The sequence below is a fragment of the Knoellia terrae genome, from assembly GCF_048606435.1.
GTDB lineage: Bacteria > Actinomycetota > Actinomycetes > Actinomycetales > Dermatophilaceae > Knoellia > Knoellia terrae.
Genome location: NZ_JBMBWH010000001.1, coordinates 604,868 through 630,341 on the forward strand (window position 1 = coordinate 604,868; position 25,474 = coordinate 630,341).

At 72.6% G+C, this 25,474-nt stretch carries 22 protein-coding genes; 19 read left to right on the plus strand and 3 right to left on the minus strand.

The genetic code is table 11. From position 1 onward, the window contains the following. Positions 1 to 5: 5 nt before the first annotated feature. Entirely contained in the window at positions 6 to 779 is a 774-nt protein-coding gene (gene rnc / locus ACOJV9_RS02975; protein ID WP_420183675.1) for a ribonuclease III, read from the plus strand. Between the two features lie 19 nt (positions 780 to 798). Further along, positions 799 to 1,680, plus strand: a complete 882-nt coding sequence (gene mutM / locus ACOJV9_RS02980; protein WP_420183676.1) for a bifunctional DNA-formamidopyrimidine glycosylase/DNA-(apurinic or apyrimidinic site) lyase — start codon at positions 799 to 801, stop codon at positions 1,678 to 1,680. Here mutM and ACOJV9_RS02985 read toward each other — a convergent pair. Further along, a complete protein-coding gene (locus ACOJV9_RS02985) occupies positions 1,622 to 2,077 on the minus strand; it encodes a DUF1801 domain-containing protein (protein WP_420183677.1) in 456 nt (151 codons plus the stop codon). The two genes, mutM and ACOJV9_RS02985, sit on opposite strands and share 59 nt — an antisense overlap. Then, positions 2,074 to 4,002 carry an acyltransferase family protein gene (locus ACOJV9_RS02990; protein WP_420183678.1) on the minus strand — a complete coding sequence of 643 codons (1,929 nt, stop codon included), beginning with the start codon at positions 4,000 to 4,002 and terminating at the stop codon, positions 2,074 to 2,076. The genes ACOJV9_RS02985 and ACOJV9_RS02990 overlap by 4 nt, the downstream gene beginning before the upstream one ends. A 73-nt stretch (positions 4,003 to 4,075) precedes the next feature. Between ACOJV9_RS02990 and ACOJV9_RS02995 the strand changes: the two genes are divergently transcribed. The 3 genes from ACOJV9_RS02995 to smc all read left to right on the plus strand — a co-directional run bounded on the left by ACOJV9_RS02995 (position 4,076) and on the right by smc (position 8,484). After that, entirely contained in the window at positions 4,076 to 4,399 is a 324-nt protein-coding gene (locus tag ACOJV9_RS02995; protein WP_420183679.1) for an acylphosphatase, read from the plus strand. An 83-nt stretch (positions 4,400 to 4,482) separates the two neighbouring features. Then, positions 4,483 to 4,770 (plus strand): chorismate mutase, encoded by a 288-nt coding sequence (locus tag ACOJV9_RS03000; RefSeq protein ID WP_420183680.1) that lies wholly within the window; start codon positions 4,483 to 4,485, stop codon positions 4,768 to 4,770. 147 nt (positions 4,771 to 4,917) lie between these two features. Then, the gene (smc, locus tag ACOJV9_RS03005) at positions 4,918 to 8,484 is read left to right on the plus strand and encodes a chromosome segregation protein SMC (protein ID WP_420183681.1); all 3,567 of its coding nucleotides are present in this window, start codon (positions 4,918 to 4,920) and stop codon (positions 8,482 to 8,484) included. Between the two features lie 9 nt (positions 8,485 to 8,493). On the opposite strand, the gene lepB is transcribed toward smc, so the two are convergent. Next, positions 8,494 to 9,204: a signal peptidase I gene (gene lepB / locus ACOJV9_RS03010; protein ID WP_420183682.1), complete on the minus strand. Its 711-nt coding sequence runs from the start codon at positions 9,202 to 9,204 to the stop codon at positions 8,494 to 8,496. A gap of 95 nt (positions 9,205 to 9,299) precedes the next feature. Here lepB and ACOJV9_RS03015 point away from each other — a divergent pair, with 95 nt between their 5' ends. The 14 genes from ACOJV9_RS03015 (at position 9,300) to ACOJV9_RS03080 (ending at position 25,422) form a co-directional block, all read left to right on the plus strand. Further along, positions 9,300 to 9,587: a hypothetical protein gene (locus ACOJV9_RS03015; protein ID WP_420183683.1), complete on the plus strand. Its 288-nt coding sequence runs from the start codon at positions 9,300 to 9,302 to the stop codon at positions 9,585 to 9,587. Further along, positions 9,587 to 11,548: a M13 family metallopeptidase gene (locus tag ACOJV9_RS03020; protein WP_420183684.1), complete on the plus strand. Its 1,962-nt coding sequence runs from the start codon at positions 9,587 to 9,589 to the stop codon at positions 11,546 to 11,548. The genes ACOJV9_RS03015 and ACOJV9_RS03020 overlap by 1 nt, the downstream gene beginning before the upstream one ends. A gap of 22 nt (positions 11,549 to 11,570) precedes the next feature. Next, positions 11,571 to 12,773, plus strand: coding sequence for a signal recognition particle-docking protein FtsY (ftsY, locus tag ACOJV9_RS03025; RefSeq protein ID WP_420183685.1), 1,203 nt, complete (start codon positions 11,571 to 11,573; stop codon positions 12,771 to 12,773). Then, positions 12,773 to 13,438: a maleylpyruvate isomerase N-terminal domain-containing protein gene (locus ACOJV9_RS03030; RefSeq protein ID WP_420183686.1), complete on the plus strand. Its 666-nt coding sequence runs from the start codon at positions 12,773 to 12,775 to the stop codon at positions 13,436 to 13,438. Before ftsY ends, ACOJV9_RS03030 begins: the two co-directional genes overlap by 1 nt. A gap of 216 nt (positions 13,439 to 13,654) precedes the next feature. Next, positions 13,655 to 15,094, plus strand: coding sequence for an ammonium transporter (locus tag ACOJV9_RS03035; protein WP_420183687.1), 1,440 nt, complete (start codon positions 13,655 to 13,657; stop codon positions 15,092 to 15,094). Further along, complete coding sequence (locus ACOJV9_RS03040) at positions 15,091 to 15,429, plus strand: P-II family nitrogen regulator (RefSeq protein WP_035938692.1); 339 nt, start codon at positions 15,091 to 15,093, stop codon at positions 15,427 to 15,429. Before ACOJV9_RS03035 ends, ACOJV9_RS03040 begins: the two co-directional genes overlap by 4 nt. Positions 15,430 to 15,521: 92 nt before the next feature. Next, positions 15,522 to 17,900 (plus strand): [protein-PII] uridylyltransferase, encoded by a 2,379-nt coding sequence (locus ACOJV9_RS03045; protein WP_420183688.1) that lies wholly within the window; start codon positions 15,522 to 15,524, stop codon positions 17,898 to 17,900. 57 nt (positions 17,901 to 17,957) lie between these two features. Further along, on the plus strand, positions 17,958 to 19,571 hold the full coding sequence (gene ffh / locus ACOJV9_RS03050; RefSeq protein ID WP_420183689.1) for a signal recognition particle protein: 1,614 nt from the start codon (positions 17,958 to 17,960) through the stop codon (positions 19,569 to 19,571). Next, positions 19,568 to 20,386, plus strand: a complete 819-nt coding sequence (locus ACOJV9_RS03055) for an alpha/beta fold hydrolase (protein ID WP_420183690.1) — start codon at positions 19,568 to 19,570, stop codon at positions 20,384 to 20,386. The genes ffh and ACOJV9_RS03055 overlap by 4 nt, the downstream gene beginning before the upstream one ends. Positions 20,387 to 20,407: 21 nt before the next feature. Next, complete coding sequence (locus ACOJV9_RS03060) at positions 20,408 to 21,496, plus strand: amidohydrolase family protein (RefSeq protein WP_420183691.1); 1,089 nt, start codon at positions 20,408 to 20,410, stop codon at positions 21,494 to 21,496. Between the two features lie 132 nt (positions 21,497 to 21,628). After that, entirely contained in the window at positions 21,629 to 22,672 is a 1,044-nt protein-coding gene (locus ACOJV9_RS03065) for a sulfate ABC transporter substrate-binding protein (RefSeq protein ID WP_420183692.1), read from the plus strand. 1 nt (position 22,673) lies between these two features. Continuing rightward, the gene (gene cysT, locus ACOJV9_RS03070; protein ID WP_420183693.1) at positions 22,674 to 23,600 is read left to right on the plus strand and encodes a sulfate ABC transporter permease subunit CysT; all 927 of its coding nucleotides are present in this window, start codon (positions 22,674 to 22,676) and stop codon (positions 23,598 to 23,600) included. After that, complete coding sequence (gene cysW, locus ACOJV9_RS03075; RefSeq protein ID WP_420183694.1) at positions 23,597 to 24,415, plus strand: sulfate ABC transporter permease subunit CysW; 819 nt, start codon at positions 23,597 to 23,599, stop codon at positions 24,413 to 24,415. The genes cysT and cysW overlap by 4 nt, the downstream gene beginning before the upstream one ends. Next, positions 24,412 to 25,422: a sulfate/molybdate ABC transporter ATP-binding protein gene (locus ACOJV9_RS03080; RefSeq protein WP_420183695.1), complete on the plus strand. Its 1,011-nt coding sequence runs from the start codon at positions 24,412 to 24,414 to the stop codon at positions 25,420 to 25,422. The genes cysW and ACOJV9_RS03080 overlap by 4 nt, the downstream gene beginning before the upstream one ends. The last annotated feature ends 52 nt before the right edge of the window (positions 25,423 to 25,474 follow it).

Sequence of the window (25,474 nt, forward strand, 5' to 3'; positions counted from 1 at the left end):
CCCTCATGGGTAGGGGCTCGCACAGCCCTGAGGCACTCACGCCGCGGCGCCCCGTCGCCGAGCTCCACCAGCACCTCACCGAGGTGACCGGTGGGCTCATCGACGAGGCGCTGCTCGGTCGTGCCCTGACGCACCGCTCCTACGCCTACGAGGCGGGCGGTGTGCCGCACAACGAGCGGCTGGAGTTCCTCGGCGACTCGGTGCTCGGCCTCGTCGTCACCGACACGCTCTACCGGACCCACCCCGACCTCACCGAGGGCAACCTCGCCAAGCTGCGGGCTGCCGTGGTGAACATGCGCGCGCTCGCGGCGGTCGGACGCACCCTCGGGCTCGGCGACTACCTCCACCTCGGTCGCGGGGAGGAGACCACCGGCGGCCGGGACAAGGACTCGATCCTCGCCGACACCGTCGAGGCCGTCATCGGCGCGACCTACTCGAGCGCCGGGCTGGCAGCCGCCGACGCCCTCGTGCACCACTTGCTCGACCCGCTCATGGCCAGCTCGGCCACGCTGGGTGCCGGGCTGGACTGGAAGACGAGCCTGCAGGAGATCAGCGCCCTCCACAGCACCGGCCCTGTCGAGTACGCCATCGAGGAGGAGGGCCCGGAGCACGCCAAGACGTTCAGCGCCCGCGTCCTTGTCGGCGGCACCGAGTGCGGCCGAGGGTCGGGCCGCACGAAGAAGGACGCGGAGCAGCAGGCCGCCGCGCAGGCCTGGGAGGCGCTGCGCGAGCGCCACGGCTCGGGCCTGTCCACCGCCCCCCTGCCAGACCTCTCCTGACCCCAGGCAGACTGCCGACGTGCCCGAGCTGCCGGAGGTCGAGGTCGTCCGGCGTGGCCTCGCCGACCACGTCGTGGGGCGCCGCATCGCCTCGGCGGTCTTTCACGGTGCCCGCGTCGCCCGGCGCCACGTCCCGGGCCCGCTGCACCTCGCCGAGCAGGTCGCCGGACTCGACGTCACCGAGGCGCGGCGGCGCGGGAAGTACCTCTGGCTGGTCCTCGGTGACGAGGGTCGCCCGGTGCATGGCCTCATCGCCCACCTCGGCATGAGCGGCCAGCTCCTCGTCGAGGCCTCGGACGCCCCCGACGAGAAGCACCTCCATGCCCGCTTCACCTTCGCCGACGCCGGCCCGGAGCTCCGCTTCGTCGACCAGCGGACCTTCGGCGGCTTCGCCCTCGACGACCTCGGCGACGACGGTGTGCCGCACCAGATCCGCCACATCGCGCCGGACCCGTTCGAGCCGGTCTACGACCAGCGGGCGGTCGTGCGCCGGATCAAGGCCAGCGACAGCGCCATCAAGCGGATGCTGCTGCACCAGGGCGTCGTGTCGGGGATCGGCAACATCTACGCGGACGAGGCGCTGTGGCGTGCCCGGGTCCATGGCGAGCGCGTCGCGAGCAGCCTCACCAAGCCCACGATCGCGCGGGTCCTCGACCACGCGCGCGAGGTGATGGAGGCCGCGCTCGCCCAAGGCGGCACGAGCTTCGACGCGCTCTACGTCAACGTCAACGGGGCCTCGGGATACTTCGACCGATCGCTGCACGCCTACGGCCAGGAGGGGGCACCCTGCGACCGGTGCGGCACGCCGATCCGACGCGAGCACTTCATGAACCGCTCGTCGTTCAGCTGTCCGCGGTGCCAGCCGCGCCCTCGTGGTTCTCGGACCACGACAGCGCGATGAGCTCCCGCAGGACGCCCTCGTCCACGTCGGTGAGCCGCTTGAGGTAGAGGCACCCCTTGCCGGCGGTGTGCGGGCCGAGCCGGTCGAGCAGGTCGGCGTGCGAGCCGTAGGACGTGAGGCCGTAGAGGGTCAGCGCCGCCTTGCGTGGAGCGAGGCCGACCGCGAACCACTCCCGGTCCTTGCCGTCGGCCGTGCGGTACGGCTGGCGACCGAACCCCACCATGGACCCACCCCACAGCGCCGGGTCCGCCCCCGTCACCTCCCGCATCAGCGCCAGCACGCGCTGCGCGTCCTCGCGTCGCGCCGCCGGCTCCACGGCTGCCAGGAGCGCGTCGACGTCGCCCGAGCCCGGTCTCGTCGTGCGGTCGCCATGGTCCGGAGCGTCGGGGACGGTCATGGGACCGGGAGCTCCTCGAGCGTGACGGGCGTGCCGGTGTGCCGGGTGCTCAGGTTCGCGAACGCCTGTCGGATCGTCTTGGCATAGAGGTGTGCGCCCACGAGGGAGGGGTGCATGCCGTCGGACTGCAGCTGGCCCGTGGCGCCCTGCAGCGCGGCGTCCCAGTCGGCGAGGGCGACGTTGTCGCGACCGGCGACCAGCTCGCGCAGCGCGGCGTTGTCGCTCGCGATCCGGTTGAGCCGGCCGTGGAGGGTGACGACGACCACCATGCGGTCGGGCCCCAGGGCGTCGAGGGTGGCCCTGGCCCGCTCCGGGTCGGTGCCGGCGTTGGTGCCGAGGGCGAGCACCACCGCCCGGCGGGTGGCGTCACCCCTCCGGGTGACCACGGACAGCCCCTCGGCCCACTGCCGGTTGGACCGCGCGTCGAGGCGGATGCCGGGGAAGTAGTAGCGCAGGGCGTGCACGCTCCCCACCATCATCGAGTCGCCGTACCCGTCGATCTCTGACCCCGTCGGCATCGCCCACGTCTGGGCCATCGGCCCTGCCTTCTGGCCCGCGGTCGGCGACGCACCGGCCGACGGCTCCGGCGCCGAGGGGGAGGGCGTGGTCGACGGGAGGGCCGCGGCGGAGTTGGCGTCCAGCAGCTGCTCGACGGAGGTGCGGGTCGGGACGGTCAGCAGGACCGTCGTCAGCACGATGGCGAGCACCGCCACCGCAGCCCAGACCGCGCGGGCGGTGCGCGTCCCGGCATACCGGATCAGGTGGAGCAGGTGACGCGCGCTGCCCCGGAAGCCGCGTTGGCGGACCGGAGTCTCGAGAAGGCGGTAGGAGAGGTCGGCGATGGCGACGGTGACCACGACGCACCACAGGCGGGACCAGAGGTAGCCGTCGGCCGAGCGGGCGGCCCACGGCAGGTCCGCCTCGACGATGAGGATCACCGGCCAGTGCCACAGGTAGAGGCCGTAGGACCGCTCGCCCACCCAGCGCAGGACCGGCCGGTCGAGGACCGAGCGCAGCGGTGAGGGTCGCTCGACGACACCGAGCACGAGCACCGTCGTCGCGAGGGACGCGACGAGGATCCCTCCCCGGAACGTCCACGCGGTCGACTCGTCGAGCAGCGCGAACAGCGCCACCAGGGTCGCACCGGCGAGGAGCAGCGCCGGACGGCGGGCTCGCTCCCACGCGGGGGTGGACGTCCAGGCCCGGTGCGGGGCGGCCCAGGCGAAGGCCAGGGCGGCCCCGAGCATGAGGCCCATGAGGTGGGTGTCGGTGCCGTAGTAGACCCGGGTCGCGCCGAGCGAGGGGTCGTAGCGACTGGCCATGAGGACGGCGGACCCCAGTGCCAGGGCCACGGCGAACCCGGCGCGGGCGCGCGACGACGGCGCGAGGCGCAGGAGGAGCAGGGCGACCAGCGGCCAGACGAGGTAGAACTGCTCCTCCACCGCCAGCGACCAGAGGTTCATCAGCAGCTGCGGCGCCGTGCTGTGGAAGTAGTCGGAGCCGGCCGCGATCTCCAGCCAGTTGCTCGTGAAGGTCAGGGCCCCGAGTGCCTGCCGCCGGATGCCGACGAGCAGGTCGGCCTCGACGAGGCGGGCGAGCAGGATGACGCTGGGCACGAGCAGGAGCAGGGCGGGCAGGAGCCGACGCGCGCGGCGGGTCCAGAACCCGACGAGGTCGACCCGACCGTGCCGGGCGTGCTCACGCACGAGCAGGGTGGTGATGAGGAAGCCCGAGATGACGAAGAAGACGTCGACGCCGAGGAAGCCACCGGGCAGCCAGCGCGGGTCGAGGTGGAAGGCGAGGACCGCGAGGATCGCCACGGCGCGCAGGCCGTCGAGGCCGGGCAGGCGCCCGGAGGCGCGCGGGTCGGCGGAGCGGCTCCGTGGCGCCGCGGCCGGCCCCAGCGACGGGCTGTCCACGCTCATGTCCACAGGCTAGGGAGAGGCACCGACACGGGCGTGGAGGCGCGCGGGCGTGCGCCCGACCTACGATCACGCCATGGACAGCAGCCCCGACCCGGACCCCGACGCCGTCGTCCAGGTGCGGGTCACGGTCACCGTGCGCGGCCGGGTGCAGGGTGTCGGCTTCCGCTGGTGGACCCGGGCCCGCGCCCTCGAGCTGGGCCTGGCCGGCCACGCCCGCAACACGAGCGACGGGCGCGTCGAGGTCGTCGCCCAGGGTGCCCGTGAGGCCGTCCACCGGATGGTGCTGCTGCTGCGTGAGGACCCCTCGAGCACCGGTCGCCCGGGGACGGTCGTCTCCGTCTCGACCCCGCTCGAGAGCGCCCCGCGCCCGGACGTCACCGGGTTCGTCGAGAGGTGACCGGGCAGCGGGTGACGGCCACCCGGCATACCGCGTCGTGGAACGGGCACCCCGCCCCCGGACGTCGTTCCTACGATGTGGGGATGAGCGACGTCCCCCCGGAGCTGGCCCGCCTGCGATCGAGCATCGACAACATCGACGCGGCGCTCGTGCACCTGCTCGCGGAGCGCTTCAAGTGCACCCAGCAGGTCGGCGAGCTCAAGGTCGTGCAGGGCCTGCCACCGGCCGACCCCGCCCGCGAGGAGCGGCAGATCGGCCGGCTGCGGGCGCTCGCGGACGAGAGCGGGCTCGACCCGGAGTTCGCGGAGAAGTTCATCAACTTCGTCATCGCCGAGGTCATCCACCACCACGAGTCCATCGCCAAGGGCTGACCCCAGCGCCCACCCGCAGCATCACGCCAGCCCCATCCGACCCATCGGTCACAGGCAACGCAGGGGCCCGTCGTGGTCCGGGTCCGGTCGGGGACCCGCCGGTACAGTGAGCGCTCATCCTGCCCCCGAGGAACCGAGAGCCACCGCGTGTACGTCAAGAGCCTGACCCTCAAGGGGTTCAAGTCCTTCGCCTCGGCGACGACGATGCGCCTCGAGCCGGGCATCACGTGCATCGTCGGCCCCAACGGCTCCGGGAAGTCCAACGTCGTCGACGCGCTCGCCTGGGTCATGGGGGAGCAGGGGGCCAAGAGCCTGCGCGGCGGCAAGATGGAGGACGTCATCTTCGCCGGCACCGCCGGTCGCCCGCCGCTCGGCCGGGCCGAGGTCAGCCTGACGATCGACAACACCGACGGCGCCCTCCCGATCGACTACACCGAGGTGACGATCACCCGGACGATGTTCCGCAACGGTGGCTCCGAGTACGCCATCAACGGCACCCCGAGCCGGCTCCTCGACATCCAGGAGCTGCTCTCCGACAGCGGCATCGGTCGCGAGATGCACGTCATCGTCGGCCAGGGTCAGCTCGACGCCGTGCTGCGCGCGACCCCCGAGGAGCGCCGCGGCTTCATCGAGGAGGCAGCGGGCGTCCTCAAGCACCGCAAGCGCAAGGAGCGCGCGCTGCGCAAGCTCGACGCGATGGAGGCCAACCTCACCCGCGTCCACGACCTCACCGGTGAGATCCGGCGCCAGCTCGGCCCGCTCGGGCGCCAGGCCGAGGCCGCCCGCAAGGCCGCCACGATCCAGGCCGACGCGCGTGACGCCCGGCTGCGCCTGCTCGCCGACGACCTCGTCCAGCTCACCTCCACCCTCGAGCGGGAGGTCGCCGACGAGACCGCGCTCCTTGCCCGTCGCACCGCCGTCGAGGACGCGCTCGAGGGCGTCCGCGCACGCCTGACCGAGGTCGAGCGTCAGGCGGCCGACGCCGCACCGGAGCTCGGCCGTGCCCAGGACCGCTTCGTGCGGCTCCAGTCGCTGCGCGACCGCCTCGAGTCGACGGCCTCCGTCGCGCGCGAGCGGGTGCGCCTCCTCAGCCAGGACGACGTCGACGAGACGACGACCGGCCGTGACCCCGAGGAGCTGCGCGCCCAGGCCGTGCAGGCTCGCGAGGCCGAGCAGAAGCTGCTCGCCGAGGTCGCCACCGCGGCCGACGAGCTGGCCGCCGCCGTCACCGCCCGCGAGGAGGCCGAGAAGGCGTATGCCGCCGAGCAGGACCGCCTGTCCCGTCTTGCCCGCGCCGCGGCCGACCGCCGCGAGGGCCTGGCCAAGCTGGCCGGCCAGGTCGGTGCCCGCCGGAGCCGCATCGAGGCCGGCGAGGCCGAGATCGGCCGGCTCCGCGGGATCATCGAGGCCTCGTTGGCCCGGGCCACCGAGGCCGAGCGCGACTTCTCCCGCCTCGAGGGCACCGTCGCCCACGACGAGGAGGGCGAGGAGGGGCTCGACAGCGCCTACGAGAGCGCTGCCGAGGAGCTGGCCGAGGTCGAGGCCCGCATCGCCGAGCTCGAGGCCACCGAGCGCGAGGCCGAGCGGGCCCGGTCGGCGGCCGCCGCGCGGGTGGAGGCGCTCGGGCTCAGCCTGCGGCGCAAGGACGGCGCCGCCGCACTTCTCGCCGCGGCCGACGACCGGCACGGCATCGTCGGGACGGTCGCCTCCCTGCTCCAGGTCAGCGGGGGCCACGAGGCCTCCGTTGCGGCCGCCCTCGGCTGGGCGTCCGAGGCCCTGGCCGTCGGCACCGCCGACGAGGCCGCCCGCGCCGTCGACGCCCTGCGCGACGACGACCACGGTCGCGCCACGCTGCTCGTCGGTGACACCGCCCTGCCGTCCGACCGGGCCTCCTGGCCGAGCATCGACGGCTCCGCCGTCTGGGCCCGCGACGTCGTGTCCGCCCCCGCCGAGGTCCTGCCGGCGGTCGAGCAGCTGCTCGACCGCGTCGCCCTCGTCCCGAACGCCGAGCACGCCCTCGCTCTCGTCGCCCGCGGTGAGGGCATCACGGCCGTCACCGAGCAGGGTGACGTCTACGCCCCGGGCTGGGTCCGCGGTGGCTCCAGCAGCGGCGAGTCGCTCCTCGAGATCCAGTCGGCCCTGGACGAGGCCCAGGCCGCCGTCGCCGCCGCGACCGCCACGGGGGAGCAGACCCGCTTCGCACTCGCCGCAGAGCGCGAGAAGCAGGCCGCGGTGACCGAGCGCGTCGAGGCCGCTCTCGACGCGCTGCACGACAGCGACGCCCGCATGGCCGCAGTGGCCGAGCAGCTGGGAAGCCTCCAGTCGACCATCCGCTCCAGCCGCGCCGAGGTCGAGCGCACCGAGCGCACCATCGCCCAGGCCGAGGCGGCCCTCGAGGCGGACCGCGCCGAGCTCGTCGGCCTCGCGGCCCGGCTCGACGAGGCCAGCGCCGAACCCACCGAGTCCGACGAGCCGTCGACCGACGAGCGCGACCGGCTGGAGCTGGCCGCCAGCCGCGCCCGCACGGCCGAGACCGAGCTGCGGCTCACCCTGCGCACCCGCGAGGAGCGGGCGCGCTCGCTCAAGGGGCGCGCCGACTCGCTCGAGGGCGCCGCCCGCAACGAGATCCAGGCCCGTGAGCGCCTGCGCCAGCGGCAGGAGCGCCGCCGCCGTGAGGCGACGGTGGCCGACGCGGTGAGCCGTGCCGCGGCATACGCCACCGAGCGGATGGCGAGCGCGCTGGGACGCGCCGCCCGGCTGCGCGAGGAGGGCGAGCGCCGGCGCGCCGAGCGCGAGACGGGCGCGCAGGCGCTGCGCGCCGAGCTGGGCACCCACCAGGACGAGCTGCGCGAGCTCACCGACTCCGCCCACCGCGACGAGGTGGCCCGGGCCCGCCAGGTCGCCCGCATCGAGCAGCTCCAGGCCAGGGCCGTCGAGGAGCTCGGCATCGACCCCGACGTCCTCATGGAGGACTACGGCCCGCACCAGCCGATCCCGTTCGTCGCCGGCCCCGATCACGACGGCGAGACACCCCCGCCCGCGGCGTTCGTGCGCGACGAGCAGGAGAAGCGGCTGCGCAAGGCCGAGCGGGGACTCTCCGCGCTGGGCCGGGTCAACCCGCTCGCGCTCGAGGAGTTCGCCGCGCTCGAGGAGCGGCACGCCTTCCTCACCGAGCAGCTCGAGGACCTCAAGAAGTCCAAGCGCGACCTCCTCGACATCGTCCGGTCCGTCGACGAGCGCGTCGAGCAGGTCTTCACCGAGGCCTTCCACGACACGGCCGAGCAGTTCGAGCACGTCTTCCAGCGACTCTTCCCCGGCGGCGCCGGCCAGCTCGTGCTCACCGACCCGGGCAACATGCTCACCACGGGGATCGAGGTCGAGGCCCGCCCGCCCGGCAAGAAGGTCAAGCGCCTCTCGCTGCTCTCCGGCGGTGAACGCTCGCTCGTCGCCGTGGCGCTGCTCGTCGCGATCTTCAAGGCGAGGCCGAGCCCGTTCTACATCATGGACGAGGTCGAGGCGGCCCTCGACGACACCAACCTCGGGCGCCTGATCACGCTCTTCGACGAGCTGCGGAGCTCGAGCCAGCTCATCGTCATCACCCACCAGAAGAAGACGATGGAGATCGCCGACGCCCTCTACGGCGTGAGCATGCGCGGCGACGGCATCACGACGGTGGTCTCGCAGCGCATCCGCGACGTCGCCGCCACGGCCTGAGCGGGCCCGTCAGCCCACGGAGGGGATGCGCCCGAACGTCCCGGTCGGCCAGATCCGGAACACGACCGGCCCGACGACCCGGCCCACCGGGACGAACCGGGCACAGCCCTCGGACTCGACGCCCCCACGGCAGTTGACGACCGAGTCGGCGGACTGGGACCGGTGGTCGCCGAGGACGAGCAGCCGGTCGGTGGGAACGCGGATCTCGGGGAAGCAGCGCGAGGACCGCGGCGTCGACGAGCAGGTCAGCTCCGGCGCCCGGAACGTGTGGTCCTCGTGGACGTAGGGCTCGTCGAGCGGCTCCGCATCGACCACGACCCGGCCCTGCTCGTCGCAGCACTCCACCCGGTCGCCGGGCATGCCGATGACGCGCTTGACCGTGTATGCCGTGTTGGACGGCCCGATGCCGGTGATGTCACCGACCTTCTTCACCGCCGCGAGCAGCGGGTTGCCGGACGGTGGGAGCGTCGAGTCCTGCCAGGTCGCGCCGTGGGCGAAGACGACGACGTCGCCGCGCTCCACCGACGTGTCGGTCCGGTTGACGAGGATCCGGTCGCCGATCCTCAGCGTCTGCTCCATCGACTGCGAGGGCACCCCGAACGGCTTGACGAGGAACGTCTGCACGAGCGCGACGGCGACGACGGCGAGGAGGATCTCGAAGCCGACCGGAACTCTGCGACGCTGTCGCTGGCCCCCCTCGGGCGTGGTCGTCGCACTCACGCGCAGGAGCCTACGCGGCTCCCGGGCGTCCGACCGCCGGACCGGGCACGGGGTGTCGTTTTGAATGCACGGCTGCTCTAGGACACGCTGTGGGCATGGTCGCCCTCATTCTCGGCATGCTCGTCTGCGTCGCACTCGCCCTGGTCGTGGTCGCGCTCGTCGCCGTCCCGGCGCGTCGCGACGGCCGGGGGATCCTCACTCCCAAGGGTGAGGAGGTCGTGACCGCGCTCAAGGAGCGGCAGCAGTCGGCCCGTGACCGCCTCGACCGGGGCTCCGTGTCTGGTTCTGCCGACGACGCTGACGGTCCGGGTGCCGAGGTCCTGACCGACGACGCCCCCGTGCCGAACTCGGCCGAGACCGTCGACTCCTCCGCACGCGCCTGATGCGCTCGGGTATCGACTCCTCCGCCGGCGACCCCTCGGTCCGTCCGCAGGACGACCTCTTCGGGCACGTCAACGGCGGCTGGGTGGCGCGCACCCAGATCCCGGCGGACCGCGGGCGCTACGGGAGCTTCGACATCCTGCGCGAGAACGCCGAGGCGCAGGTCCGCGACATCATCACCTCCGTGGCACAGGGCGAGCCGGAGGCCGGCACCCTCGCGCGCAAGGTCGGTGACCTCTACAGCTCGTTCATGGACGAGGCCCACATCGAGCAGCGCGGGGTGGAGCCGCTCGCCCCGTTCCTCGACGCCATCGCCGGTGCCTCGTCGGCCCAGGACGTCATGGCGCTGCTCGGCCGCTTCCTGCGCGCCGGCGTCGACGGGTTGGTCCACCCCATCGTCAACACCGACGACCGTGACTCCACCCGCTACGTCGTCTACCTCGAGCAGGCCGGCATCGGGCTGCCCGACGAGGCCTACTACCGCGAGCCCCGCCACGAGGAGATCCGGGCCGCGTACCCACCGCACGTCGCGCGGATGCTCACGCTCGCCGGTGTGTATGCCGGTGACGAGGCGACCGCTGCCGCGGACCGGATCATGGCCCTCGAGACCCGCATCGCGGCGTCGCACTGGGACCAGGTCGCCAACCGCGACGCCGTGAAGACCTACACGCTGCTCGACCGGACCGAGCTCGACGAGCTCACCCCGCAGGTCGACTGGGACGCCTACCTCGTCGCGGCGCAGGCGCCGGCGACCGCGTTCGACCAGGTCGTCGCGCGCCAGCCGGACCACCTGCGCTCCGTCAGCGAGGCCCTCGCCGACGTCGAGCTGGGCACGTGGCAGGACTGGCTGCGCTGGCGGGTCGTGCACGCGCTCGCGCCCTACCTGCCCGAGGCGCTCGTCGCCGAGAACTTCGACTTCTACGGTCGCACCCTCTCGGGCGTGCCGGAGATCCGGGAGCGCTGGAAGCGTGGGGTCGGGCTGGTCGAGGACGCGCTGGGCGAGGCCGTGGGGCAGCTCTACGTCGAGCAGCACTTCCCGCCGCGGGCCAAGGAGCGGATGGTCGAGCTCGTCGGCAACCTCGTCGAGGCCTTCCGCCGCGACTTCCAGGAACTCGAGTGGATGGGCGAGGACACCCGGCGTGAGGCCCTGGCCAAGCTCGAGGCGTTCACGCCGAAGATCGGCTACCCGGACCGCTGGCGCGACTACTCCACCCTCGAGGTCGACCCGATGGACCTCCTCGGCAACGTCGCGCGCGCAGCCGCCTTCGAGGTCGACCGCAACCTCGCGAAGCTCGGCGGGCCCGTCGACCGCGACGAGTGGTTCATGACGCCTCAGACCGTCAACGCCTACTACAACCCCGGCCTGAACGAGATCGTCTTCCCGGCGGCGATCCTCCAGCCGCCATTCTTCGACGTCGAGGCCGACGACGCCGTCAACTACGGCGGGATCGGTGCCGTCATCGGGCACGAGGTCGGCCACGGGTTCGACGACCAGGGCTCCCAGTACGACGGCGAGGGCAACCTGCGCAACTGGTGGACCGAGAGCGACCGCGCGAACTTCGACGGACGCGCCCAGCGCCTCATCGCCCAGTTCGACCAGCTCGAGTCGCGCGACGCCCCTGGCCACAAGGTCAACGGCGCCCTGACCGTGGGTGAGAACATCGGCGACCTCGGCGGGCTGACCATCGGGCACGCGGCATACCGGATCTCCACCGAGGGTGGCGAGCCGCCCGTCCTCGACGACCTGACCGGCGACCAGCGCTTCTTCTTCGGCTGGGCGCAGGTGTGGTGCGGCGTGTCCCGTGAGGCGGAGGCGGTCCGCCTGCTCGCGATCGACCCGCACGCCCCCATGGACCTGCGGGCCAACGCGGTGCGTAACCTCACCGAGTTCCACGAGGCGTTCGGTGTCACCGAGGGCGACGGCATGTGGGTCCCGGAGGACGAGCGCGTCCGCATCTTCTGACCGCTGATGCGAGGATGAGTCGGTGAGTGCCATCGACACCTTCTGGGAATTCTTCGCCATCGCCGTGGGCCTGCTGGTCGTCCTCGGCGGCCTGGCCGCCACGCTGCTCCGGGGACGGGGCGGGGCCACCAAGGAGCTGCCCCGCGAGCAGCCGACCCGGCCGGCGCCGGGTGCCGCGACCGACGAGCGTGACGACCGTGACGACCGTGGCTCCTCGGTCGACACGCTGCCCGCCTCGACCGACGACCCGACCCTCGAGGAGACCCTCCCTCCGGTCGCCGTCCCCGAGGTCGAGCGCCCCGAGGCGCCGCAGACCCGACTGCAGCGGCTGCGCGCCCGCCTCGCCCGCTCCAACACCGCCCTCGGGCAGGGGCTGCTCGCCCTGCTCTCCCGTGGAGAACTCGACGAGCAGGCGTGGGAGGACGTCGAGGACACGCTCCTCACGGCCGACCTCGGGGTGGACGCGACGACGCAGCTCGTCGACTCCCTCCGCACGCGGGTCAAGGTCCACGGCAACGCCGACGAGGCCACGGTCCGCGGCTGGCTGCGCGAGGAGCTCGTCGACCTCGTGGACCCGGCCATGGACCGCACCATCGTCTCGTCGCGCGTCGACGGCCGACCCGCCGTGATCCTCGTCGTCGGCGTCAACGGCACCGGCAAGACCACCACGGTCGGCAAGCTGGCCCGGGTGTTCGTCGCGGAGGACAAGGACGTCGTGCTCGGCGCCGCCGACACCTTCCGTGCCGCCGCGGCCGACCAGCTCCAGACGTGGGGCGAGCGCGTGGGGGTGCCCACGGTCCGTTCCGACCGTGAGGGCGCCGACCCTGCCGCCGTCGCGTTCGACGCCGTCAAGGGCGCCACCGAGCTCGAGGCCGACGTCGTCATCGTGGACACCGCCGGGCGGCTGCACAACAAGGTCGGCCTCATGGACGAGCTCGGCAAGGTCAAGCGGGTCATCGAGAAGCAGAGCCCGATCGACGAGGTCCTGCTCGTCCTCGACGCCACCACCGGTCAGAACGGCCTGCGCCAGGCCGAGGTCTTCAGCGAGGTCGTCGGCATCACCGGCATCGTGCTCACCAAGCTCGACGGCACCGCGAAGGGCGGCATCGTCGTCGCGGTGCAGCGCCGGCTCGGCGTGCCGGTCAAGCTCATCGGCCTGGGGGAGGGCCCTGACGACCTGGCTCCCTTCGACCCCGAGGGCTTCGTCGACGCCATCATCGACTGATGCCCGGCGCAGAAGGTGCGCGCCGGGCCGACCTGGGCGCGGCGCTGCGGTCCTGCACCGCCGTCGCGATCGACCTCGCGGACCGGGCGGAGGTCCGTGACGCCTGGGAGCGCGACAGCGCCTGCACCGGCATGACCGTGGGCGGCCTGACCCACCACCTCCTCGCCCAGGTGGGTCACGTCGTCACGGGGCTGCGGTCGGCCGCTCCGCCCGGGGCGCCCGTGATCGGCCTGCTCGACCACTACGCCGACGCTCCGTGGGTGACCGCCTCGCAGAGCGGCGAGACCGACCCGGACCAGGACGAGAAGGACAACGCCGCGGCGGCCGCCGGCCACGAGGCCGTCGTGGCGGCAGCGCGGGCCGCGCTCGCCGAGCTGCCGGGCGTGCTCGCGATGCCGCGCGACCCGGACGTCATCCACATCCCCTGGCAGGGCTGGTCGCTCCCGACGCCGGACTTCGTCACCACCCGGCTCATGGAGATGGTCGTCCACGGTGACGACCTCGCGGCCAGCGTCGGGCTTCCCACGCCCGAGCACGAACCGGCGGTGGTGGCGCCCGTCCTCGCGCTGCTCACCGAGGTGTCGCTGCGGCGCCATGGCCAGGTGGCGCTGGTGCGGGCGCTCAGCCGCCCGCAGCGCGCGTCGGGTGACATCTCCGCGTTCTGAGGTGGCGTGACCGCCGGGGTGTCGGCGATCCGGGCGCAACACCGGCCCGGTGGCCCCGGATCCCCGACACCGGGAGCCGCGCCGAGTGACTGAGGTGGGCGGACGGCATACGGCGCAGGCCTGTGAAACACACTTCTTACCGGCAGCGGGAACGTGCAACGTGCCGTTAACACGACGCGGCGTGGCGCGAAACCGGCGGCTCGCAGACTTCCCGCCATGAGCCCAACTCTCCTCCCTCTCGCGGCCGAGCCCGCGATCGACGCATCGGCGACCGCCTTCGTCATCATCTGCGCCTCGTTGGTGCTGCTGATGACGCCGGGGCTCGCCCTCTTCTACGGCGGCATGACGCGCGCCAAGTCGGTCCTCAACATGATGATGATGTCGTTCGGCGCCATGGGTGTCGTCGGCGTCGTCTACGTGCTGTGGGGCTACTCGATGTCCTTCGGTGGCAGCAACATCGGCGGCATCATCGGCAACCCGTTCGAGAAGTTCGGCCTCAAGGGCGTCGTCGGTGAGGCCGCCTCCGGCGCGACCGTCGACGCGGACGGCGTCGCGATCGTCGACGTGTTCGGCGCCGACGTCTGGATCCCCGAGGTCCTCTTCGTCGGCTTCCAGCTCACCTTCGCCATCATCACCGTCGCGCTCATCAGCGGCGCCATCGCCGACCGTGCGAAGTTCTCGACCTGGCTGCTCTTCACCGGCCTCTGGGTCACCTTCGTCTACTTCCCGGTCGCCCACATGGTCTGGGGCGGGGGACTGCTCAGCGGCTCCGAGGACGGCATCTCCGCCATGATCTTCGGTGCGACCGACGGGGTGGCCAACGTCCTCCCGATCGACTTCGCCGGTGGCACGGTCGTGCACATCAACGCCGGCATCGCCGGCCTCGTGCTCGCGCTCATCGTCGGCAAGCGCCTCGGCTTCGGCAGGACCGCCATGCGCCCGCACAACGTCCCGCTCGTCATGCTCGGCGCGGGCCTGCTGTGGTTCGGCTGGTTCGGCTTCAACGCCGGCTCCGAGCTCGCCGCCGACGGCCTGTCCAGCCTCGTCTGGGTCAACACCACCGTGGCGACCTGTGCGGCGATCCTCGGCTGGCTGCTCGTGGAGAAGCTGCGGGACGGCCACGCGACGTCGGTCGGCGCGGCCTCCGGTGTGGTCGCCGGTCTCGTGGCCATCACCCCGGCCTGTGGCGCCCTTTCGCCGGTCGGCTCGATCGTCCTCGGCGCCGTGGCCGGTGCGCTCGCCGCGCTGGCGGTGGGCCTGAAGTTCCGGTTCGGCTACGACGACTCGCTCGACGTCGTCGGCGTCCACCTCGTTGCCGGGCTCTGGGGCACCCTGGGTGCCGGCCTCCTCGCCACCGAGGGTGGGCTGTTCTACGGTGACGGCATCGACCAGCTCGTCGTGCAGGTCGTCATCGCCCTGGCCTCGCTCGTCTTCTCCGCCGTCCTCACGGCGATCATCGGTCTCGGCCTCAGGGCGACGGTCGGATGGCGCGTCACCGACGACGACGAGACGGCCGGCATCGACCAGGCCGAGCACGCCGAGTCCGGCTACGACCTCGTCGCCCGCGGTGGACGCATCGGCACCACCTCGGCCCCAGAGCTGTCACACGACGCCCGTCGCCACGACGAGCTCACCTCCGAAGGAGTCAAGGCATGAAGCTCATCACCGCCATCATCAAGCCCCACCAGCTGGACGCGGTGAAGGAGGCCCTCGAGGCCTACGGCATCTCCGGCATGACGATCAGCGAGGCGTCGGGCTACGGACGCCAGCGGGGACACAGCGAGGTCTACCGCGGCGCCGAGTACACCGTGGACTTCGTCCCGAAGCTCCGCCTCGAGGTGCTCGTCGACGACATGGACGCGAGCAGCGTCGCCGACGTCATCCTCAAGTCGGCCCAGACCGGTCGCATCGGCGACGGGAAGATCTGGACGCAGCAGGTCGAGGACGTCATCCGGGTCCGCACGGGCGAACGCGGCTCCGAAGCCATCTGAGCGCACCCACCACCCCGCCTCGTGTGCCTGAGCGGAGGCTCTGGCTTCCGCTCAGGCACACGAGGCAGATCTGTTCGAGGGGACTGATTCCATTGACCGACGTCGTCGACGTCGCCGCCCGCCGGCTCGACCTCGCGGGCACCCGGGCGTTCGAGACGGCCGGTGCCGGTCGCGACCGCCGGCTGCGCCTGGCCGACTTCAACCGCGAGTGGCTCGAGGGCCTCTGGACGGAGGCCACCCGGGGGCAGCGGCCCGAGGGGGTCGCGCTCGCCGCGGTCGGCAGCGTCGGGCGCGGCGACGCCGGACCGCTCTCCGACTACGACCTCGTGCTCCTTCACGACGGCCGGACCCTGGATGCCGGCGAGGTCACCCGGCTGGCCGACCGCATCTGGTACCCGGTCTGGGACGCCGGTGTCCGCCTCGACCACAGCGTGCGCACCGTCAACCAGTGCCGGAGCGTGGCCGCCGACGACCTCACCGCGGCCGTGGGACTGCTCGACATCTCCCCGGTGGCTGGCGATGTGGAGGTCGTGGCCGCCGCCCGCGCCACCGTCGGCCACGACTGGCGCGCCAACGCCCGCAAGCGCCTGCCGCAGCTCACCGAGACGATGACGCAGCGCCACCACCGCCACGGCGACCTCGCCCAGTCGATCGAGCCGGAGCTCAAGGAGGCCCACGGCGGCCTGAGGGACATGACGGTCCTCAGCGCGCTCGCCGAGGCCTGGCTCGCGGACCGGCCCCGAGGTGAGGTCGACACGGCCTACGGCGTCCTGCTCGACGTGCGCGACGCCGTGCACGTCGTCACGGGACGTGGTCGCGACCGACTGTCTCGGGACGACCACGACGCGGTCGCCGCGCTGCTGGGCCACGACGACGCGGACGACCTGCTCGCCGAGGTGTCCGACGCGGGCCGCACCATCGCCTACGCCCTCGACGGCACCGTCCGTCGCGCAGCCCAGTCGCAGCGCGCCCGGGTCCTGCGTGTCGGACCGCGCCGGCCGCAGATGACACCGCTCGGCTTCGGCCTCTTCGAGAGCGACGGCGAGGTGGTGCTCGGCTCGGGTCGGCTCGTGGACGGCGACCCGCACCTCCCGCTGCGGGCCGCGGTGCTCGCGGCGCGGGCCAACCTGCCGATCGCCCCGACGACCCTCGAGAACCTCGCGACCCGGTGCGGCGACCTGCCGACACCGTGGTCGCCCCTGGCCCGGGGGCTCTTCAGCGACCTGCTGGCCGCCGGTCCCGGACTCGTGACCGTCTGGGAGGGCCTCGACCAGCAGGGCATCATCGAACGCTGGCTGCCGGAGTGGACGGCCGTCCGGTCGCGGCCACAGCGCAACGCGGTGCACCGCCACACCGTCGACCGGCACCTCATCGAGACGGTCGTCCACGCCACCGGCCTGCTCCGTGGCGTCGGTCGCGCCGACCTCCTGCTGCTTGCCGCCCTGCTGCACGACATCGGCAAGGTCCCCGGCGCGCGGGACCACTCCGCGGCCGGTGCGCCGATCGCCGAGGCCGTCATGAGACGGCTGGGTCATGACGACGACGACGTCCGGGTCGTCACGACGCTGGTGCGCGAGCACCTCACCCTCATCGAGCTCGCGACCCGGCGCGACCACGCCGACCCGCTCACCATCGACGCGGCCAGCGCTGCCGTCGGCGGTGACCGGGACCGGTTCGAGCTGCTGCTCGCCCTCACCGAGGCCGACGCCGTCGCTGCCGGTCCGAAGGCGTGGACCGACTGGCGCGCGGCCCTCCTGGGCCAGCTCGCCACCGCGGTGCGCGCCCGGCTCGACCCCGCCGCGCCCACGGTGGGAGAGGTCGAGCCGGCCGTCGTGCCGCACGACCTCGTCCTCGAGCTCGCGACGGGCGAGCCGCACGTCGAGATCGTCGCCCACGGCGGGTCCTACCGGATCGACATCGCCGACCGCGACCGGCTCGGCCTGTTCGCCGACACCGCCGGGCTGCTCGCCGCCGAGGGGCTCGTCGTCCGGACCGCCGTCCTGCGCACGGTCGACGGGGTGGCGGTCAACGAGTGGCACGTCGAGTCGCCCAGCGGCAACGAACCGGAGCAGGCCCGCCTCGCCCGCGGTCTCACCCGCCTCGCCGGGGGTGACCGGGGCCCGCTGGGCCTCCTGGACCGACGCCGCCAGTTCGCCGCACGGCCGAGCGGGTCCTCGACGATCGGCACGCCGGGCCAGCCACGCGCCCTCGTCGTGCCGGGCGCGAGCACCGAGGCCACCGTCCTCGAGGTCCGGGCGCAGGACCGCCCGGGGCTGCTGCACGAGCTCGGCATGACGCTCGCCAAGGCCGGGGTGTCGGTGCGCTCCGCGCACATCGCGACGTATGCCGGCCAGACCCTCGACACGTTCTACGTCACCGACTTCTCGGGTCGCCTCCTCGACCCGTCGAAGGTGGCCCAGGTCGTGGCCGCGGTGATCGACACCTGCGACGGGGCACCCGCACGCGCCTGAGGGTCCGCCCGCGGGCAGGGGTCCGCGGGAGGTTGTGGCGCCGGTTAGCCTTGTGCGGTGTTCACGAGCCTCTCCGACCGCCTGACAGCGACCTTCAAGAACCTCCGCACCAAGGGGCGCCTGTCCGAGTCCGACGTCAACAAGACCGTCCGCGACATCCGGATGGCGCTGCTCGACGCCGACGTGGCCCTGCCCGTCGTCAAGGAGTTCACGTCCGCCGTCCGTGAGCGGGCGCTCGGTGCCGAGGTCTCGCAGGCGCTGAACCCGGCCCAGCAGGTCGTCAAGATCGTCAACGAGGAGCTCGTCGCCATCCTCGGCGGCCAGACCCGCACGATCCGCTTCGCCAAGAGCGGGCCGACCGTCATCATGCTCGCCGGCCTCCAGGGCGCCGGCAAGACGACCCTCGCGGGCAAGCTGGCCAAGTGGCTCAAGGACCAGGGCCACACCCCGATCCTCGTGGCCGCCGACCTCCAGCGCCCCAACGCCGTCACCCAGCTCCAGGTCGTCGGCGAGCGCGCCGGCGTCCCCGTCTACGCGCCCGAGCAGGGCAACGTCGGCGGCCACGACGCCGTCGGGCCGACCGGCGAGGGCACGCGCAGCTTCGGTGACCCGGTCGCGGTCTCCCGTGACGGCATACGCGAGGCCGGAAACCGCCAGCACGACGTCGTCATCGTCGACACGGCCGGTCGCCTCGCCGTCGACGAGAACCTCATGCGGCAGGCCGGTGACATCCGCGCCGCGATCAACCCGCACGAGGTCCTCTTCGTCATCGACGCGATGATCGGCCAGGCCGCGGTCGAGACCGCCGAGGCCTTCCTCGAGGGCGTCGACTTCACCGGTGTCGTCCTGTCCAAGCTCGACGGCGACGCCCGCGGTGGCGCCGCCCTCTCGGTCGCCGGCGTCACCGGCCGCCCGATCATGTTCGCGAGCACCGGCGAGGGCGTGAAGGACTTCGAGGTCTTCCACCCCGACCGCATGGCCTCGCGCATCCTCGACATGGGCGACGTCCTCACCCTCATCGAGCAGGCCGAGAAGGCGTTCGACCGCGCCGACGCCGCCGAGATGGAGCGCAAGTTCCTCGCCGCCGAGGACTTCACGTTCGACGACTTCCTCCAGCAGATGTCGGCGATCAAGAAGATGGGCTCGCTCAAGTCGATGCTCAAGATGATGCCGGGCATGGGCCAGATGTCGGCCCAGCTCGACGCCCTCGACGAGCGCGAGTTCGACCGCGTCGAGGCGATGGTCCGCTCGATGACACCATTCGAGCGCAACCACCCCAAGCAGATCAACGGCTCGCGGCGCGCCCGCATCGCCGGCGGCTCCGGCGTCACCGTCTCGGAGGTCAACCAGCTGCTCGAGCGCTTCGGCGAGGCCCAGAAGATGATGAAGCAGCTCGCCCGCGGCGGCGGCATCCCCGGGATGCCGGGCATGCCCGGGATGGGTGGCGGCGGTCGCAAGAAGCAGCAGCAGGTGCAGCGCAAGAAGTCGAAGTCCGGCAACCCCGCCAAGCGTGCGGCCGAGGCCCGCGCCGAGGCGCAGCGCGGCACCGCCAAGCCGGCTGCCGGTGGCGCGTTCGGTGCCGGTGCCGGCGCCGAGGCGCCCGGGCTCGACCCGGCAGCGCTCGACCCGGGCCAGCTGCCCAAGGGCTTCGAGAAGTTCTTGGGCAGGTGAGCCCCGCGGGCCCGCTGCACACGCTGACCGTCGGTACGAGCGGGCCGCGGGTCGCCTTCCTGCACGGGCTCTTCGGGCAGGGCCGCAACTGGTCGACGATCGCCAAGGCGCTGGCCGGGCCCGGCGGTGACCGGGCGCGATGCACGCTCGTCGACCTGCCCGATCACGGTCGTTCGCCGTGGTCGCAGGAGTTCTCCTTCGATTCGTATGCCGCGTCCGTCGCCGACACCCTGCGCGCCATCGACGAGGACCCGTGGGTCGTCGTCGGCCACTCCCTCGGCGGGAAGACCGCGATGGTCCTCGCGCTCCACGAGCCGGAGCTCGTGTCTCGGCTCGTCGTCGTCGACATCGCCCCGAAGTCCTACGGGTCGCTCGAGCGATTCGGCGGCTACATCGGCGAGATGCAGGCGCTGCCGCTGTCGGAGCTCACCGGCCGGGCCGACGCCGAGGCGCGCTTCGCCGAGCCGGATCCCGGCGTCAAGTCCTTTTTGCTCCAGAACCTGCGCCGCGAGGGGACGTCGTGGCGCTGGCAGGCCAACGTCGAGCTCTTCGCCGCAGATGCCGCGCGGGGCACCGACTCGGTCATCGCGGACTTCCCCATCGCGCGCGGTGACGTCGAGGCCTTCCCTGGTCCCGTCCTGTGGCTCGCCGGCGGGGAGTCGCGCTACATCAAAGCCGCTGACGGCGAGGGCATGCGCGCGCTCTTCCCGCGGGTGCGGCTGGTGACCGTCAAGGGAGCCTCGCACTGGGTGCACACCGACGCGCCGGAGGTCGTGGTCGAGGCCCTGCGCCGCGTCCTCTCCGCAGACGGGTGAGCCGTCGCTAGGGTCGTGGCCATGACGGCACCGGTGCTGCACCTGTCCGGAGAGGTTCTCGTCGGCCCCGAGGAGGTGCGACCCGAGGCCTGGGTCGTCGGTGGCCGCCTCACCTTCGAGCGGCCGACAGGGGCCGGGCACGACGTCGAGACGCTGCGTGGCTGGTTCGTCCCCGGCATGGTGGACGCACACTGCCACGTCGGGCTGGACCGCCACGGCGCCGTCGACCACGCGACGACGGAGGCCCAGGCCACGGCCGACCGCGACCACGGCACCCTGCTCATCCGCGACGCCGGCTCACCCGCCGACACCCGGTGGGTCGACGAGCGCGACGACCTGCCCAAGGTCATCCGCGCCGGCCGCCACATCGCGAGGACGAAGCGCTACATCCGCAACTACGCCCACGAGGTCGAGCCGGAGCAGCTCGTCGAGCGGGTCCGCATCGAGGCCCGCGCCGGGGACGGCTGGGTCAAGCTCGTCGGTGACTGGATCGACCGCGACAGCGGGGACCTCCTGCCGTGCTGGCCGGCCGACGTGCTCAAGGACGCCATCGCGGCCGCGCACGAGGAGGGGGCTCGCACGACCGCCCACTGCTTCGGTCCCGACTCGCTGCGCGACTTCGCCGCCGCGGGCACGGACTGCATCGAGCACGCCACCGGCCTGGAGCCCGACACCATCGACTCCTTTGCGGCACAGGGGATCGCGATCGTCCCGACGCTCGTCAACATCGCCACCTTCCCCGAGATCGCCGCGCCCGCGGAGGAGAAGTTCCCCGACTACCACCGGCGGATGCTCGACCTGCACGCACGGCGCTACGAGACGTTCGGCGCCGCGCGGGAGGCCGGCATACCCATCTATGTCGGCACCGACGCCGGAGGGTCGATCGAGCACGGGCTCGCCGCGCGGGAGGTGGTCGAGCTGACCCGGGTCGGGATGTCCCACGCCGAGGCGCTCGGCGCCGCGACCTGGGCGGCGCGGGCCTGGCTGGGTCGTCCCGGGCTCGAGGAGGGGGCGGACGCGGACCTCCTGGCGCTCGACCGTGACCCGCGCACCGATGTCACGGCATTGGGGGAGCCGAGCGCCATCGTGCTGCGCGGCGTGACGTACTGACCTCTTCCACCATGCGAGACATAATCTGATGTTGTTTGACGGATAACTTCGGCTTATCCAAACTTCGAGGTGTCCGACAGGAACCGCGGCCGCTGGCCAGCTCTGTCGGACCGTGATCGAAGGAGTCCGACCATGAGCCGTCGTCCCCGCCTCGCCCTGGCCGCCGTTGCGACCGCTGGTGCGATCGGACTGACGGCCTGCGCCGGGGGCGGCGCGAGCGACGCGACGGGAGCGGCCGCCGAGGCGGCGGATGCTGCTCCCGCGTCGACGAGCACCCTCAACCTCTTCGCGTATGCCGTTCCCAAGGTCGGCTTCGACGCGGTCGTCCCGGCGTTCAACGCCACCGATGCGGGCAGGGGCGTGACGTTCCAGCAGTCCTACGGCGCGTCGGGTGACCAGTCCCGCAAGGTCGCCGCCGGTGCCGCTGCCGACGTCGTCAACTTCTCGGTCGAGCCCGACGTCACCCGCCTCGTCGACGCCGGCCTCGTGGCAGCCGACTGGAACGCCGGCGAGCACCGGGGCATCCCGTTCGGGTCCGTCGTGACGATCGTGACCCGCAAGGGCAACCCCAAGGCCATCAACGACTGGGACGACCTCCTGAAGCCAGGCGTGGAGGTCGTCACGCCCAACCCGTTCAGCTCCGGCTCGGCGAAGTGGAACCTCCTCGCGCCGTATGCCGCGAAGAGCGAGGGCGGCAAGAACCCCGCCGCCGGGCTCGCGTTCCTCGAGGAGCTCGTGGGCGAGCACGTCAAGGTGCAGCCCAAGTCGGGCCGCGAGGCCACCGAGACCTTCCTCCAGGGGACGGGCGACGTGCTCCTCAGCTATGAGAACGAGGCGCTCTTCGCCGCGCGCAAGGGCGACCCGGTCGAGCACGTGACGCCACCGACGACGTTCAGGATCGAGAACCCCGTCGCCGTCCTCAGCAACGGCGAGAACGTCGAGAAGGCCACCGCGTTCCGAGACTTCCTCTTCACCCCGCAGGCGCAGCGGCTCTGGGCGCAGGCCGGGTTCCGCCCCGTGGACGAGACGGTCGCGAAGGAGTTCAGCGCGGACTTCCCGCAGCCCGAGAAGCTCTGGACGATCGACGACCTCGGCGGCTGGAAGACGGTGGACGGGACGCTCTTCACGAAGGACAGCGGATCGATCGCCGCCATCTACGACAAGGCGACGTCCTGACATGACGACCACCGTGACGGGCGGCAGGGACGGCACCGACGTGTCGGCCCTGCCGCCCTCCGCGCCACCAGCGCCGGCGCAGCCGCCCACCACCTCGGACAGCGAGCCGCCACGCCCGGCCGGCCGCTCCGGACTCGGCCGCGTCGGACGCCCGCTCGGCGTCGGCATCGTCGGTCTCTGGCTCAGCGTCATCGTGCTGCTCCCGCTGGCGGCGCTGACCGTGACGTCGTTCGAGGACGGCTGGGGTGGCTTCTGGGAGGCGGTCACGGCACCGGTGGCCCTCGCCTCGCTGAAGGTCACCATCGTGACCGCGGTGGTGGTGGCCCTGGTCAACGCCGTCATGGGCACGCTCATCGCGTGGGTCCTCGTGCGCGACGACTTCCCGGGCAGACGCATCGTCAACGCGCTCATCGACCTGCCCTTCGCGCTGCCGACGATCGTGGCGAGCATCGTCCTGCTGTCGCTCTACGGCCCCAACAGCCCCGTGGGGATCCACCTCAACGCGACCCAGCCCGGCCTCGTCGTCGCCCTCGCGTTCGTCACCCTGCCGTTCGTCGTCCGCTCCGTGCAGCCGGTCCTGCTCGAGGCCGACCGCGAGGTCGAGGAGGCCTCGGCGTCGCTCGGCGCGTCGAGCTGGGTGACCTTCCGCCGGGTGGTCCTCCCCACGCTGACCCCGGCGATCATCAGTGGCACCGGGCTGGCCTTCGCCCGCGCCATCGGCGAGTACGGCTCGGTCGTCCTCATCGGCGGCAACATCCCCCGCGAGACCCAGGTCGCCTCGCAGTACATCCAGCAGCAGGTCGAGATCGACCGGCCCGTCAACGCGGCGGCCGTGTCGGTCGCGCTGCTCGCGATCGCCTTCGTCACCCTGGCCGCGCTCCGCTGGTATGCCGGTCGGGGCCTTCGGCGTGAGGAGGACTCCGCATGACGACCAGCACCCCGCGGGCGGCCCCGGCGCGACTCGCGCTGCGGACGGTGGCCCTGGGCTACCTGCTCGTCCTCGTCGCGGTGCCCATCGGCCTCATCCTGTGGCGCACGTTCGAGCCGGGCCTCGGCGCGTTCGTCGAGTCGGTGCGCACCCCGGCTGCGTTGGCCGCCTTCAACCTGTCGCTGCTCATCGTCGCCATCGTGGTGCCGCTCAACGTCGTCTTCGGCATCGGCACGGCGCTCGCCCTCGTCAGGGGGAGGTTCCCCGGCAAGGGCCTGCTCCAGGCCGTGGTCGACCTGCCGTTCGCCGTGTCCCCCATCGTCGTCGGCGTCGCCCTCATCCTGCTGTGGGGCTCCGGCGGCTGGTTCGGGGGAGTCCAGGGCCTGGGGTTCCAGGTGATCTTCGGCCTGCCGGGCATGGTGGTCGCGACGCTCTTCGTCACGCTGCCCTTCGTCGTGCGCGAGGTCGAGCCGGTGCTCCACGAGATCGGCACCGAGCAGGAGCAGGCCGCCTCCACCCTCGGTGCGAGCACCTGGCAGACGTTCTGGCGGATCACCCTGCCGGCGATCCGCTGGGGGCTCACGTACGGCGTGGTGCTGACCATCGCCCGCGCCCTCGGTGAGTTCGGAGCGGTGATCATGGTCAGCTCCGGCTTCCCGGGAGTCTCGCAGACGCTCACCCTCCTCGTGCACTCCCGCTACATCGACGACCACAACACCTACGGCGCGTATGCCGCCGCGACCCTGCTCATGGGTCTCGCGGTGGCGACGCTGCTGGGGATGACCCTGCTGGACCGCAAGAGGAGCACCCGATGATCACCGTGACCGGCGCCCGCAAGAGCTACGGCGACTTCACCGCCCTCGACGACGTGTCGCTGGAGATCCCCGCGGGGACGCTCACCGCGCTGCTCGGGCCGAGCGGCTCCGGCAAGTCGACCCTGTTGCGGGCCGTCGCCGGGCTCGAGGACCTCGACGGCGGGAGGGTGGTCATCGGCGGACGGGACGTGACCGGCATACCCCCGCAGAAGCGAGGGATCGGGTTCGTCTTCCAGCACTACGCGGCGTTCAAGCACATGACCGTGCGCGACAACGTCGCGTTCGGCCTGACCATCCGCAAGCGGCCCAGGGCCGAGATCCGGCGCAAGGTCGACGACCTGCTCGAGATCGTCGGGCTGGACGGGTTCCAGCACCGCTACCCGGCCCAGCTCTCCGGAGGCCAGCGCCAGCGCATGGCGCTCGCCCGGGCGCTCGCGGTCGACCCCGAGGTCCTGCTGCTCGACGAGCCCTTCGGCGCCCTCGACGCCCGGGTGCGGGCGGACCTGCGGCAGTGGCTCCGTCGCCTCCACGACGAGGTCCACGTGACGACCGTCCTCGTGACGCACGACCAGGAGGAGGCGCTCGACGTCGCCGACCGCATCGCCGTCCTCAACAGGGGCCGGATCGAGCAGGTTGGCGACCCGGTCTCGCTCTACGACCGGCCGGCCAACGACTTCGTCATGTCCTTCCTCGGCTCGGTGGCGCGCCTCGGCGGTCAGCTGGTGCGGCCGCACGACATCGCGCTCCACCGCAGCCGGGAGCGGGCGCTGCTGCTCGACGCCCGCGTCGGGGGCTCGCCGGGGGTCATCGAGGCCGCCGTCGAGCGAGTCGTCCGGCTCGGCTTCGAGGTCCGGGTCGACCTGCGCGCCGACTCGGGGGAGCGCTTCGCCGCCCAGCTCACCCGCGCCGAGGCCGATGCGCTGTCCCTGCGCGCCGGTGACACGGTCTTCGCGCACACGGTGCAGGTGGTGAACCCCGCGGAGACCGAGCCGGCCCTCGCGATCTGAGCGCCCTCGTCGGGTCCTGTGCGGGCTCGGATCGATTGGGGAACCACCTCGT

Coding starts and splice junctions, on each gene's coding strand:
- ACOJV9_RS03060 (WP_420183691.1), top strand. CDS start 20,408: ATGACGGCACCGGTGCTGCACCTGTCCGGAGAGGTTCTCGTCGGCCCC.
- ACOJV9_RS03020 (WP_420183684.1), top strand. CDS start 9,587: ATGCGCTCGGGTATCGACTCCTCCGCCGGCGACCCCTCGGTCCGTCCG.
- ACOJV9_RS03040 (WP_035938692.1), top strand. CDS start 15,091: ATGAAGCTCATCACCGCCATCATCAAGCCCCACCAGCTGGACGCGGTG.
- ACOJV9_RS02985 (WP_420183677.1), bottom strand. CDS start 2,077: ATGACCGTCCCCGACGCTCCGGACCATGGCGACCGCACGACGAGACCG.
- cysT (WP_420183693.1), top strand. CDS start 22,674: ATGACGACCACCGTGACGGGCGGCAGGGACGGCACCGACGTGTCGGCC.
- ACOJV9_RS03080 (WP_420183695.1), top strand. CDS start 24,412: ATGATCACCGTGACCGGCGCCCGCAAGAGCTACGGCGACTTCACCGCC.
- ACOJV9_RS03035 (WP_420183687.1), top strand. CDS start 13,655: ATGAGCCCAACTCTCCTCCCTCTCGCGGCCGAGCCCGCGATCGACGCA.
- ACOJV9_RS03015 (WP_420183683.1), top strand. CDS start 9,300: ATGGTCGCCCTCATTCTCGGCATGCTCGTCTGCGTCGCACTCGCCCTG.
- rnc (WP_420183675.1), top strand. CDS start 6: ATGGGTAGGGGCTCGCACAGCCCTGAGGCACTCACGCCGCGGCGCCCC.
- ACOJV9_RS02990 (WP_420183678.1), bottom strand. CDS start 4,002: ATGAGCGTGGACAGCCCGTCGCTGGGGCCGGCCGCGGCGCCACGGAGC.
- ACOJV9_RS03065 (WP_420183692.1), top strand. CDS start 21,629: ATGAGCCGTCGTCCCCGCCTCGCCCTGGCCGCCGTTGCGACCGCTGGT.
- cysW (WP_420183694.1), top strand. CDS start 23,597: ATGACGACCAGCACCCCGCGGGCGGCCCCGGCGCGACTCGCGCTGCGG.
- ACOJV9_RS03000 (WP_420183680.1), top strand. CDS start 4,483: ATGAGCGACGTCCCCCCGGAGCTGGCCCGCCTGCGATCGAGCATCGAC.
- ACOJV9_RS03030 (WP_420183686.1), top strand. CDS start 12,773: ATGCCCGGCGCAGAAGGTGCGCGCCGGGCCGACCTGGGCGCGGCGCTG.
- ACOJV9_RS02995 (WP_420183679.1), top strand. CDS start 4,076: ATGGACAGCAGCCCCGACCCGGACCCCGACGCCGTCGTCCAGGTGCGG.